Raw genomic sequence first — 12,425 nt, 5'->3', positions numbered from 1 at the left:
AAATAATCTCGGCAGGACATTATGAAAAAGAGAATTATTAAAGCAACGTGTATTAGCGCACTATTATTAAGCACACAGGGATGGTGCGGAAATACATCCGTCGACCTTCGTTTTGGTCACAACACAAACTCAGACGTCAATGATTCCCGTATTAAGGTCATGCATCAGGCGGAGAATGGTTTTTACTTCTCCGTTGAAGCCGCACAAAACCACAATGATACCTTTTTTGGCGATACCGACCGATATAACCCAGACGAAAAAGGCTTAACGGAGGCGGCACAAGAGATTGAAACACGCTGGCGCTTCGATCTTGGAAACGGCTTTGCCGTAGCGCCGGGTATGGTGACGGTTTTCACCGCCAGCAATACCCATTACCGCCCCTTCATTCAGGGCTGGAAAGCGTTCGATAACGGTCTGAATCTCGCCGCCCGTTATCGCTATAACACCGTCAATGACGCGCACAGCGACAAAGAACTCGACGGCAGCGGGTATACCCGCCGCCAGTCACACCAGTTCGACATCTGGTTCGCGTATAACATTGGCAAATTCGGGATGTCCTACAACCCACGCTTCCGCTGGCAGGATGGTGTCGATCAGGGAACCGGGGATGATACCTACTGGGAACATACCGTCGCCTTCAACTACAAGCTCGACGATGGCTGGACGCCTTACGTCGAACTGGTTTCACTGGATAAAACCTATATCAACGATGACGGCAACCATGAAAATGATTATGCCGTCCGTATGGGGATAGTGAAGCAGCTCTGACGACCTGACTACACCGTATCGTGCTGCAGCAGCCTGCAGCCGATACGGTCTACCGCACTTAACAGTTCCAGCTGCCCTTCCCGCTGATATAACGATACCGCGTTGATATCAATCAACAACGGCCAGCATAGAGAAGAGAGCGCGGCCAGCGTAGACCCCTCGCGCGTGATCGCAATAATCTTTAATCCTTTGCGCAGCGCGTTACGCGCCATTTCAATTAACGACTGCGTCTCTCCGGATTTACTGATCAACACCAGCGTTCCCTTCGATACCCGCGTCAGCTGGTGCATATCGTTGAGAATAAGGTGCGGCAGGCTCGCCAGAGATAAAAAACGCGACAGGTAGTTGAGGCTGGTGAGTGATGCGCCCCGTGCATAGAGAAAAATATGGCTGGAATGGGTCAGCAACCTGGACATCTCCACCACAATCTCCTCCGCCTGCGGCCCCACGTCAGGGTTTACAGGCGCAGGGGTAAAATGATCGCGTAAAAAACGATACCGAAGCTCTGTATAGCTCTTATAGCCCATTTTCTTACACACGCGATTAACGGAGGTTGTCGTGGTAAAAGTATCACGGGCAATCTCTTTTGCCGATATAGTAGAAATATGAGTAGCGTGATGCTGAATGTATTCAAATATCAAACGCTCACTTCCCTGAAATGAATTCATATATTACACCCTGTTTAATCCTGACATGATTTTACCACAGCCGAAAAATATCCTCTGGAAGGCGCTTCACATATTGCAAGCCCGCGTATGACGATACGTAATAAGTATTAGCAAACATTAAAAACTGTTTTGGCTTCTCTTTATACTTTCCCTGTTTTCACATCCAGGGAATTATGACAATGACGAAACAAAAAGTTGTCGCGGTAACGGCCTGCCCGACAGGCATTGCACACACGTTTATGGCCGCGAATAAAATTATCGCATGGGCTAAAGCGCATAACATTGAGGTAAAGGTCGAAACGCAGGGTAGCGACGGTGTTAAAAATCGCTTAACAAAACAGGAAATTGCCTCTGCCACCGCCATTATTCTGGCAACCGACGTCCCCATTCAGGATGCCGAACGTTTTGATGACATTCCTCACCTTCAGACACGAACACAAGAGCTGATCAAGCACACCGATCGCTATCTGCGTCAGGCGCTGGCAATGGAAAAAAATGCTACCGCTGTAGCAGATGAAGACGAAGACGATCTCCGGCGTTCGGCTTACCAGATATTTATTGGCCATATCATGGCGGCCATCAGCTATATGTTACCGGTCGTGGTCATGGGTGGGCTGATGATGGCGACGGCCAAAATTACCGGCCAGTTTATTAACATTGAACATTCGCCGTTCAGCGTGCTGGATAAAGTGGGCTTTATGACAATCAAGTTCATGTATCCGGTCTTCGCCATGTATCTGGCGTTTGCCATTGCCGGAAAACCGGCGCTGATCCCCGGGCTTATCGGCGGCATCATGTCAGACGAAGTCTACAAGCGCTTCTTTGATATCGAGGGCTTTATGCCCTCCGGCTTTTTTGGCGCGATTGGGATTGGCTTCTTTGTGGGCTATCTGGTGCGCTGGCTCAACGATTCGATTCATGTCCGCCAGCAGCTCACCACCATTAAAACCATGCTAATCGTCCCGCTGATCACCGGCATTACGCTGGTGATGGTCATGGAATATCTGATTAACCCGATTTTTGGCTCGCTTAATCAGCTGATGGTGGTCTTTTTTACCTCGGCAGGCGACACCGGTCGCGGGTTCTATTCCGCAATGATCGCCGCGGGCACCGCTTTCGACCTTGGTGGTCCGGTCAATAAGGCGGCAGGCTCGGTCGCGCTCGGCCTGAATGGCATGAGCGAGACGTTTGATTTAACCGCCCGCGAACTCTCTATCGTGATCCCCTCCATTGGCGTCGGTTTTGCCGCATTCCTCAACGGCCGCTTTGGTCTGCCGGATGTCTTCAGCCGGGAAGAAAAAACCGTTGGCAGCACCTCGTTATTGCTGGGCGTAATCGGGATCTCAGAAGGCGCTATCCCGTTCATCCTGAAAAACCCACGCCTGATCCCGGTGTTCATGACCGGTGCCGTCGCCGGTGCACTGGTGGCGATTGCACTCGGCGTGAAGCAGACGCTGCCTCTGCCCGCCATCTGGGGCTGGCCGCTGGCGACCAATGTGGCGGGCTATCTGGCGAGCGTCTTTATTGGCGCACTGATTTGCGCCCTGGGCGTGCTTTATGTCAGCCCAAAGAACGTCAGGTGAGGGAAACATCATGAGTCAGATCCACGTTATTGCCCACACGCACTGGGATCAGGAGTGGTATTTCACCCGTCAGGACAGCATGGTGCTGGCGTCATACAACTTTGCGGATGTTATCAACACGCTGGAGCAGAACCCGGCTTATGCCTGCTATCACCTTGACGGGCAGATGGCGGTCGTGGAGGACTTTCTTGCGATCAATCCCGATTATCGCGCCAGGCTGGAAAAGCTGGTCAGAGAAAAAAGGATTTTCGTCGGGCCGTGGTATACCCAGACGGACACCTACAACGTGCATGGCGAATCCATTATCCGCAACCTGAAGTACGGCATCTTCGCCGCCCGAACGCTGGGACATGCGATGCAGGTCGGTTATCTGCCGGATACCTTCGGCCACAATGCGCAGATGCCGACGATTTTGCAGGGCTGCAATATCGATAACATCGTCTTCTGGCGCGGTATCGATCACGACCGGCATGCCAAACGCAGCCAGTTTATCTGGCGCGCGCCGTCAGGGGCGAGCGTCATCGCCTGCGCGATGGCGCTCGGGTATGGCGCGGCTAAAAATATCGCTTCGCAAGCCAGCCATCTGCAGGGGAAAATCTACCCGATGGTCGATTTGCTGCGTTCACGGGCCGGTATCGATGACCTGCTCCTACCCTGCGGCGGCGATCAGGTCAGCATCGACCCGGCGCTGCCGACTATCCTGCAGGTCGCCAGCAAACACTCTCCCAACCAGGACTGGTACACCATCAGTTCGCTGGAGCGTTACGTGGACATCCTGCGCGCGCAGCGTGAGCAGTTTGAAAGCTGGGAAGGCGAGCTGAAATCGCCACGCTACACCCGCATCCATAAAACGATCGGCTCTGTGCGCTACGACATTAAAAAGAAAAATGATGAGATCGAGCAGTTTATCCTGCGACAGCTGGAGCCGACGATTGCCATGGCGCGGCATCAGGGGCTACCGGTCAATCTCTCTGTAGTCGATACCCTCTGGAAGACGCTTTTGCGAAGCCACGCCCACGACTCTATCGGCGGCTGTAATAGCGATGCGACCAATCGCGACATTCTGCATCGGCTGGAACAAACCGAGCAGCTGTGTCACAGCCTGTGGAATCTGGTGGTAAAAACGCTGGCCGCCGCCTGTGCTCAGGAAGGGGACCTGCTGATCTTCAATCCGCTGACCACCCCAATGCGGCGCGTGGTTAAAACCACGCTGTATAGCCGGGCTGAACATATCGCGCTGACGTATCAGGGGCAGCCCGTGCGCTTCGACGTCCTGAAAAGAGACATTTTACCCGGCGGAACGGCGATCTCCCTCACTGCCGAAGGCGAGTGTGAAACGCCCCTTCCTCCCTATTTCCGCTGGCACGTTGCTGTGCAGACGCCGGTTCTGCCGTCGGTTGGCTATCTCACCGTGAACGTTGAGAATAGCCCTGCGCCGCTACGGCAGCCTGAACAGGAAAAGGGCCGCGAAATAGAAAATGCGCATTATCGGCTGATGCTGGACGCCGGAACGCTTACCCTTGAGGACAAACACACGGGCAGATGCATCCCCGCGTTCTTTACCCTCGAAGACTGCGCGGATGCGGGCGACAGCTACGATTTCTCCCCGCTCGCGGGCGATACGCCAACGCGCTGTTCCCATTTCGCACTCATTGATTGCCTGAAAACGCCGCTTGTCGAAAAGCTGGTTATTGAGGCGACGCTGCTTCTGCCGCCGGATCTCGCCGGACATCAGGATGCAGCCAGAAAACCGTTATGCCTGCGTCTGGCGTGTGAATTGCGCCATGACGATCCGAACCTGTATGTCGACGGTGCGCTGGAAAACAGCCACTGCGATCACCGGCTGCGCTTGCTGATCAACAGCGATATTCACACGCATCACGCTATCGCCTCACAGCCCTTTGCGATCATCCAACGCGAAACGGGGTATGACGATGAAAACTGGCAGGAACGCTATCGCGAGCTGCCCGTGGATATCGAAACCAGCGAGGGCATTATCGCTGTCGCAGAAGAAGGCAAAGCGCTGGTGGTGAATAGCCGCGGCATGAAGGAGTTTCAGATCCTCGGGCACGAACCGGCAGTGATTGCCCTGACGCTGTTTAAGTCAACGGGTGTGCTCGGACGAAACGACCTGGACTGGCGGCCGGGTCGGGCATCCGGGATTAATAATACGGTGGTTGAGACCCCCGATGCCCAGTTGCTGAAGCCGTTGCACTTTTCATTCAGCGTCGCGCTGGCCGACAGTGCCGATCATCTGACGCTACGCCAGCTGGAAAATCTCGCGACCGGACAGCCCTTTACCTATCAACGGCAAAAGCTGCACACGCTCGATCATCGCCTTGAGCGCTTTTCGTTGCGCCTGCCCGAACGCCAGCTTCCGGCACACTTCTCGCTGTTGACCCTACCGGAGCCGCTTATTCTGTCTGCCCTGCCCCATGCCCAACAGTCACATGGCACGGTCATCCGCGTGTTTAACGCTGGCACGCAGCCGGTTCCCGTTCCGGCAGATCTCGCGGGGCTTCCTCAGATCAACTATCTGGAAGAGCCCGTGCAGCCGGTAACGGCGATCCAACCTTCCGCGACCTGCGATTTTTTGTTAGAGGCTTAATATGAACTTGCTTGCATTGACGCACCCCGATTTGGTTTTTATCAACCCGCCGCACCGTACCCCTGAAGCGCTGATCCGCTGGCTCGCCGAACCGCTCGTCAGGCGAAACGTCATCGGCGATCAAGAGACATTTATCCAGAGCGTTTTACAGCGTGAAAGTGAAGGTCCCACGGCTCTGGGCGAAGCACTTGCCGTTCCACACGGTAAAACCGAGACGGTGCATCAGGCGGCGTTTTGTCTGGCGCTTTTTGACGACCCAATACGCTGGCCGGGGCTGGAGGGGGATGAAGAGGTCAGAATGGTCTTCCTGCTCGCCATTCCCCCTGCTGAAGCAGGCAGCACGCATATGCAGCTGCTGACGACGCTAACCAGCCTGTTGACGGAAGACCGTGTGCGTGAGCAGCTTCTGGCGGCACGCACCCGGGAAGAGGCGCTGTCTGCCCTGAGTACGGAAGAACCGCACATTGAGGATGCGGTGCCCGCGCGTTCCCTTCTCATCCCACTGGTGCTGGGCACTGTCGCTATCGCCGCCTTTTTACAGGCAGGTTTAAGCTGGGTGCGCGGCATCCATTAATCACGTAGCGCTCAGTACAGACCGTGCTGAGCGCTTGTTTTTGTTGAATAATTAATCAGATTTTTCCTTCTGGTCTTTACAATCGCTGAAGCGCCCGCCGTTTGTACTCTCGTCTTTTTACTTTGTTCTGCATCAAATAAATCGCAAACAAGTTTGATGCAAATCACTATATGTAGCACTTAAAATGCACGCCAACCCAACATGTTGTATTAATCGTCTACTATTCCAACAACAAGACGGCGCTTACGCTGGCCGGAATTGTGGATAACACGAGCCGGGAACGCGGGAAGTCTTTGGCCTGGCGGGGAATGCGCCCGGTGAATACTTCTCCACCTCTGTGGATAAACTGTTTTTAAAAATGGAGTGATCATGACACCGCATGTGATGAAACGTGATGGCTGTAAAGTGCCGTTTAAATCAGAGCGCATCCAGGAAGCCATTCTGCGTGCAGCTAAAGCAGCGGGAGTCGATGACGCAGATTACTGCGCCACCGTCGCAGAAGTCGTTAGCAGCCAGATGAATGAACGCAGCCAGGTTGATATCAACGAGATCCAGACCGCGGTTGAAAATCAGCTGATGGCGGGCCCCTACAAGCAGCTGGCCCGCGCCTACATTGAGTACCGCCACGATCGTGACGTGCAGCGTGAAAAGCGCGGTCGCCTGAACCAGGAGATCCGTGGTCTGGTAGAGCAGACCAACTCTGCCCTGCTCAATGAAAACGCCAACAAAGACAGTAAAGTGATCCCCACCCAGCGCGATCTGCTGGCCGGTATCGTCGCCAAACACTATGCCCGTCAGCACCTGCTGCCGCGCGATGTGGTCTCAGCGCACGAGCGCGGTGAGATCCACTATCACGATCTCGACTATTCACCGTTCTTCCCGATGTTCAACTGTATGCTGATCGACCTGAAAGGCATGCTGACCCACGGGTTTAAAATGGGTAACGCCGAGATTGAACCGCCAAAATCCATCTCCACCGCCACTGCGGTCACGGCACAGATTATCGCCCAGGTCGCCAGCCACATTTACGGCGGCACCACCATTAACCGCATTGACGAAGTGCTGGCCCCGTTTGTGACCGCAAGCTTCAACAAGCACCGCAAAACGGCCGAAGAGTGGCAGATCCCGGACGCCGACGGTTATGCACACTCGCGCACCGAGAAAGAGTGCTATGACGCGTTCCAGTCGCTGGAGTATGAGGTGAATACCCTGCATACCGCCAACGGCCAGACGCCGTTTGTGACCTTCGGTTTTGGCCTGGGCACCAGCTGGGAATCGCGTTTGATCCAGCAGTCCATCCTGCGCAACCGTATCTCCGGCCTCGGTAAGAACCGCAAAACGGCGGTGTTCCCGAAACTGGTATTCGCCATCCGCGACGGGCTGAACCACAAAGTTGGCGATCCGAATTACGACATCAAACAGCTGGCGCTGGAGTGCGCGAGCAAGCGCATGTACCCGGATATTCTGAACTACGATCAGGTCGTAAAAGTAACCGGTTCATTTAAAACGCCAATGGGTTGCCGCAGCTTCCTCGGCGTATACGAAGATGAAAACGGCGAGCAGATCCACGACGGGCGTAACAACCTCGGCGTCATCAGCCTGAACCTGCCGCGCATCGCGCTGGAGGCGAAAGGCAATGAAGCGGAATTCTGGACGCTGCTGGATGAACGTCTGCAGCTGGCGCGCAAGGCGCTGATGACCCGTATCGCCCGCCTTGAAGGGGTCAAAGCCCGCGTGGCACCTATCCTCTATATGGAAGGGGCCTGCGGCGTGCGCCTGAAAGCGGACGATGACGTGTCTGAGATCTTCAAAAACGGCCGCGCGTCGATTTCGCTGGGCTATATCGGCATCCATGAAACCATCAATGCCCTGTCTGGCGGCACGCATATGTATGACAGCGACGCGCTGCGTGAAAAAGGCGTGGCGATTGTTCAGCGCCTGCGCGATGCCGTGGACCAGTGGAAAGAGGAAACCGGCTACGGTTTCAGCCTGTACAGTACCCCAAGCGAGAACCTGTGCGACCGCTTCTGCCGTCTGGACACCGCCGAGTTCGGCATCGTGGAAGGCGTGACCGATAAAGGTTACTACACCAACAGCTTCCACCTCGACGTGGAGAAGAAGGTAAACCCGTACGACAAGATCGACTTTGAAGCGGCGTATCCGCCGATCGCCAACGGCGGCTTCATCTGCTACGGCGAGTACCCGAACATTCAGCACAACCTGAAGGCGCTGGAAGACGTGTGGGATTACAGCTATCAGCATGTGCCGTATTACGGCACCAACACGCCCATCGACGAATGCTACGAGTGCGGCTTTACCGGCGAGTTCGAGTGTACCAGCAAAGGCTTTACCTGCCCGAAATGCGGTAACCACGACGCGGCACGCGTGTCGGTAACCCGCCGCGTGTGCGGCTATCTCGGTAGCCCGGATGCGCGTCCGTTTAACGCCGGTAAGCAGGAAGAGGTAAAACGCCGCGTGAAGCATCTGGGGAATGGGCAGATCGGGTAAGTTCTGCGCTGGGTTCTCCCCCTCACCCTACCCCTCTCCCTCAAGGGAGAGGGAACCGATCGAGCATATTGTTGAGCCCGGCTCCGGTTTTCTCCCTCTCCCTGTGGGAGAGGGCCGGGGTGAGGGCATCAGGTTAACGCTATGAATTACCATCAATACTACCCCGTTGATATCGTCAACGGACCCGGCACCCGCTGCACCCTGTTCGTGTCAGGCTGCGTCCACGAGTGCCCGGGTTGCTATAACAAAAGCACCTGGCGCTTAAATTCCGGTATGCCGTTTACCGCGGAAATGGCAGACCGGATCATTAACGATCTCAACGATACGCGCATCAAACGACAGGGAATTTCGCTCTCCGGCGGCGATCCTCTTCACCCGCAAAACGTGCCGGAGATCCTGAATCTGGTAAAACGCATTCGCCGCGAGTGCGCAGGAAAGGATATCTGGGTCTGGACGGGTTACAGGCTGGATGAACTGAATGCGGCTCAGATGGAAGTGGTGGAGTTGATTAACGTGCTGGTCGACGGCAAGTTCGTTCAGGATTTAAAAGATCCCGCGCTGATCTGGCGCGGCAGCAGTAACCAGGTTGTGCATCATTTGCGTTAATTAAAAGCGGATATTATTTATCCGCCTTTTTCTCAAAACCGACTCAAACTCTCCATCGCCACCGTTTTAAACTCGGCAAAATCGCCGCAGCTACAGAGCCGCGCCATGGCGCGCTCGCGCAGGAAGGTGACGAAGATATCGTAGATCGCCATCGCCTCTTCATACTCGCTTTTGCTGATGGCGAGCAGGAAAATCACGTGCGCGGTTTCGTCACCCCACGCAATCCCCTGCGGGGCGAGTACGGTGTAGACCACGGTTTTCTGGGCAAGCAGACCGAGGGAGTGCGGAAGCGCAATGCCGTCACCGAGCATGGTGCTGACGATGGCTTCACGTTCAACCACCGACTCCAGAAACGCCGTCCCCACAAACCCCTCCCCTTCAAGCTGTTCGCACAGCTCGCGGAACAGCGTTTGCTGGTCAATCGGCGCGTCGATGATGCGGAAATGGGCGGCGTCGAAGTATTTATCCAGCATCCACGGGCGGGTGCGGTCTACCAGCACCAGCTTGCCAATCTGCTCCAGCTGATAATCAGTCGGAAACGGTGCGATCATCACTACCGGTTTTGCTTTTTCACTGACGCGCGCGGTAGCGATAACAAAGTCCTCGCTAAGCGATTCCACCTGCTCGTACTCGCGCAGCGTGAGCGTGCGCGTGACCTCAATCTGCGGGTATTTACGCTGGAGTACCGCCTCAATCATACGCACCATCGCATTACCGGCGTCACAGACCAGCAGCACGCGCGGCTGGCGCTGGTAGCCAATGTTGTAGTGACGCTCCAGCCCGACGCCAATGTGCAGCACCAGGAAACCAATTTCGTTTTCGCTGATCGCATACGGCGTGTATTTGCCCCAGTTCGATACCGCCGCCAGGGTCATGTCCCAGGCCATCGGGTAGTGCTGCTTGATGTTATCCAGCAGCGGATTGGGGATCATGATTTGATACCGCACGCGGGTGATCATCGTCTTGATGTGCGTGAGCAGATCCGCGTGCAGCTGCGCGTCGCTGAGCAGGTTGTAGTTGTAGTGGGTGTTGATGTAGCGCAGGATGTAGTTCACCAGCGCCTCTTCGTCATCGGCGTTAATGGCGCTTGGGGCGATCTCCTGGATCTGCCGCGCAGCGATGTGCACGCAGAGCCAGTTCTCCTCCGAGGGTGCAAGCGCTTTGCCCGCCAGTTCCTGAATGGCCACAGCAATATCTTTCGCCGCTTCCCGCACGTTCTCCTCCACATCCTCCGCATGGAATTCCGGTAGCGGATAGCCTTCGCTGATGCGTCGCACTGATACCGCGCAGTACAGGCGCAGGAACAACTCCCCTTCGTCCGTCAGGCGAATGTGGTGACGCGTCAGCGCGTCGTGCAGCACTGGCACCATCTTTTCCGCCACGCCCGCATTGAGCGCGACATCCGTCACCAGCGGGTTCAGGCTGTCCTGCTGCGCCAGCTCCCAGAGCAGATCGGTCAGGCAGGCGCGAACCGACATTTCGCTGCCAAACAGCTTCATGCCATGGCGTGGACGGGTTTCCAGCGTCAGGTTATAGCGATGAAAACACTCGCGCACTTCCGCCATGTCGCTTTGTAGCGTGGCGCGGCTGACAAACCACTCGTCCGCCAGGTCCTCCAGCTTAAGCGAAAACGCCGACGTCAGAAAACGCACCACCAGATAATGCACGCGCTCCGCGCCCGTACGGGGAATACGCAGTGCGCGCGGATGGGAGGCCTGGAGCTGCTGATAACGCGCGGCGTCGTCAATTTTAAGCTGATAGCCATTTCCACGGCTCAGAATAAACTGCGCCCCGTGGCTCGCCAGCAGCGCGTTCAGGGCGGTGATGTCAGCACGGACGGTTCGCGTGGAGACCGACAGCCGCTGCGCCAGCTCGTCCTGCGGCAGCGTCTCGTTTTGCAACAGATCGAAAAGTTGCGCTAAACGTTGGTTCGGAAATCGCACGTCGTTGTCCTCTTACGGCTTAGGGTGAAATGACCATCTGGGATGGGCTGCCAACCGGCGTATAGTCTGGCTCGAAGCTCAACTTCCCATCCTGCGCCACGCGAAAACGGGTAATGTTATCGCTGCGCTGGTTCATAACGTACAGCCAGCGTCCTTGTTTATCGAGCGTCAGGGTGCGCGGGTAGTCGCCACGCGTCCACACGTCATCCTGATGCCTCAGCGTGCCTTCTGCTGTTACGGTAAAGTGCCCGATGCTGTTATGCAAACGGTTAGCCACATACAGCTGTTTACCGTCGGCGCTTAACGCCAGCCCGGCAGCAAAACTGGTGCCTTTGTACCCTTTTGGCAGGGCAGAGAGTGTTTTACCCGCTTTCAAGGTGCCGTTGGCATTCACGGCATAATGGGTGAGCGTTGAGGCCTCTTCGTTAATCAGCCACAGGGCATCCCCTTTCGGCCTAAAGACGAAATGGCGAGGTCCGGCCCCTTTCGAGGAGGCGCTGATAAACGGCGGATCGTTGGGGGTCAGCTTTCCGCTTCGATCGTCAAAACGGTACTGATAGATGCGATCTAACCCCAGATCGGTCGAAAACACGTACTTCCCGCTCGGATCGGCGGCGATCATGTGCGCATGAGGACCGTTGTGATCGCTGATAGCAAAACTGCCCTCTACAGCGGCTTCTGGTTTTGCTGCACCCGGTTCGCCCTGATCCTGATGTTTATCCGTGGCATCTCCCAGGCTGCCGTCTGCTTTGACCGGCAAAACGGCAATCGATCCGCTGACGTAGTTGGCCACCAGCAGGTGCTGGCCATTCGGCGTCAGCGAAAGATAAACCGGCCCCGCGCCGCCGGAGGCCACCTGATTCAACTCGCTCAGCTCGCCGTTATCTTCCACCCGCAGCGCCTGCACCACGCCCTGCTCCACTTCGCTTGCCAGATAGAGCGTTTTGCCGTCGTGTGAGACGGCCAACTGAGCGGCGTTCGGCAGTTTGCTCACCAGCGTTTTGTTGCCGAGCGCGCCGGTTTGCGCGTCAACGGTAAAACGGTACAGCCCTTCGCCGTTGGGGTTGTAGGTGCCGACCCAGGCATACTGGGTTTGCGCGACGGCGGCGGTAGCAAGCAAAGAGAGTGAAGCAACAAGCAGGTTACGGGTGTGCATGGTGGCTCCTT

Annotated in this window: 9 protein-coding genes; 6 read left to right on the top strand and 3 right to left on the bottom strand. The window is 55.9% G+C overall.

Features of this window, described 5'->3' with window-relative positions; translation table 11 throughout:
* Positions 1 to 21: 21 nt before the first annotated feature.
* Positions 22 to 768, top strand: coding sequence for an oligogalacturonate-specific porin KdgM family protein (locus ACMGGM_RS15765; RefSeq protein ID WP_414149028.1), 747 nt, complete (start codon positions 22 to 24; stop codon positions 766 to 768).
* 8 nt (positions 769 to 776) lie between these two features.
* Here ACMGGM_RS15765 and ACMGGM_RS15760 read toward each other — a convergent pair whose 3' ends face one another.
* Complete coding sequence (locus ACMGGM_RS15760) at positions 777 to 1,436, bottom strand: MurR/RpiR family transcriptional regulator (protein ID WP_014882297.1); 660 nt, start codon at positions 1,434 to 1,436, stop codon at positions 777 to 779.
* A gap of 179 nt (positions 1,437 to 1,615) precedes the next feature.
* Between ACMGGM_RS15760 and ACMGGM_RS15755 the strand changes: the two genes are divergently transcribed.
* The 5 genes from ACMGGM_RS15755 to nrdG all read left to right on the top strand — a co-directional run bounded on the left by ACMGGM_RS15755 (position 1,616) and on the right by nrdG (position 9,315).
* A complete protein-coding gene (locus ACMGGM_RS15755) occupies positions 1,616 to 3,019 on the top strand; it encodes a PTS fructose transporter subunit IIC (protein ID WP_071978045.1) in 1,404 nt (467 codons plus the stop codon).
* Between the two features lie 10 nt (positions 3,020 to 3,029).
* Positions 3,030 to 5,627: a glycoside hydrolase family 38 C-terminal domain-containing protein gene (locus ACMGGM_RS15750; protein ID WP_045134405.1), complete on the top strand. Its 2,598-nt coding sequence runs from the start codon at positions 3,030 to 3,032 to the stop codon at positions 5,625 to 5,627.
* Between the two features lies 1 nt (position 5,628).
* Positions 5,629 to 6,201, top strand: coding sequence for a PTS sugar transporter subunit IIA (locus ACMGGM_RS15745; protein WP_014882294.1), 573 nt, complete (start codon positions 5,629 to 5,631; stop codon positions 6,199 to 6,201).
* 369 nt (positions 6,202 to 6,570) lie between these two features.
* Positions 6,571 to 8,709: an anaerobic ribonucleoside-triphosphate reductase gene (gene nrdD / locus ACMGGM_RS15740; protein ID WP_014882293.1), complete on the top strand. Its 2,139-nt coding sequence runs from the start codon at positions 6,571 to 6,573 to the stop codon at positions 8,707 to 8,709.
* Positions 8,710 to 8,850: 141 nt separating this feature from the next.
* Positions 8,851 to 9,315: an anaerobic ribonucleoside-triphosphate reductase-activating protein gene (gene nrdG / locus ACMGGM_RS15735; protein ID WP_023338956.1), complete on the top strand. Its 465-nt coding sequence runs from the start codon at positions 8,851 to 8,853 to the stop codon at positions 9,313 to 9,315.
* Between the two features lie 32 nt (positions 9,316 to 9,347).
* Here nrdG and ACMGGM_RS15730 read toward each other — a convergent pair whose 3' ends face one another.
* Positions 9,348 to 11,258 (bottom strand): BglG family transcription antiterminator, encoded by a 1,911-nt coding sequence (locus ACMGGM_RS15730; RefSeq protein ID WP_023338955.1) that lies wholly within the window; start codon positions 11,256 to 11,258, stop codon positions 9,348 to 9,350.
* 19 nt (positions 11,259 to 11,277) lie between these two features.
* Positions 11,278 to 12,414 carry a lactonase family protein gene (locus ACMGGM_RS15725; protein ID WP_063308443.1) on the bottom strand — a complete coding sequence of 379 codons (1,137 nt, stop codon included), beginning with the start codon at positions 12,412 to 12,414 and terminating at the stop codon, positions 11,278 to 11,280.
* Positions 12,415 to 12,425: the final 11 nt, after the last annotated feature.

Origin of the sequence: Enterobacter sp. BNK-14, assembly GCF_047456095.1 — a bacterium.
In the GTDB taxonomy this organism is placed as follows: domain Bacteria; phylum Pseudomonadota; class Gammaproteobacteria; order Enterobacterales; family Enterobacteriaceae; genus Enterobacter; species Enterobacter kobei.
The sequence above is the reverse complement of the archived record's forward strand: the minus strand, read 5'-3'. Positions and strand labels throughout refer to the sequence as shown.

Bases quoted from the DNA above. Each gene is read 5' to 3' on its own strand.
- ACMGGM_RS15765 (WP_414149028.1), top strand. From the start codon at position 22: ATGAAAAAGAGAATTATTAAAGCAACGTGTATTAGCGCACTATTATTA.
- ACMGGM_RS15760 (WP_014882297.1), bottom strand. From the start codon at position 1,436: ATGAATTCATTTCAGGGAAGTGAGCGTTTGATATTTGAATACATTCAG.
- ACMGGM_RS15755 (WP_071978045.1), top strand. From the start codon at position 1,616: ATGACGAAACAAAAAGTTGTCGCGGTAACGGCCTGCCCGACAGGCATT.
- ACMGGM_RS15750 (WP_045134405.1), top strand. From the start codon at position 3,030: ATGAGTCAGATCCACGTTATTGCCCACACGCACTGGGATCAGGAGTGG.
- ACMGGM_RS15745 (WP_014882294.1), top strand. From the start codon at position 5,629: ATGAACTTGCTTGCATTGACGCACCCCGATTTGGTTTTTATCAACCCG.
- nrdD (WP_014882293.1), top strand. From the start codon at position 6,571: ATGACACCGCATGTGATGAAACGTGATGGCTGTAAAGTGCCGTTTAAA.
- nrdG (WP_023338956.1), top strand. From the start codon at position 8,851: ATGAATTACCATCAATACTACCCCGTTGATATCGTCAACGGACCCGGC.
- ACMGGM_RS15725 (WP_063308443.1), bottom strand. From the start codon at position 12,414: ATGCACACCCGTAACCTGCTTGTTGCTTCACTCTCTTTGCTTGCTACC.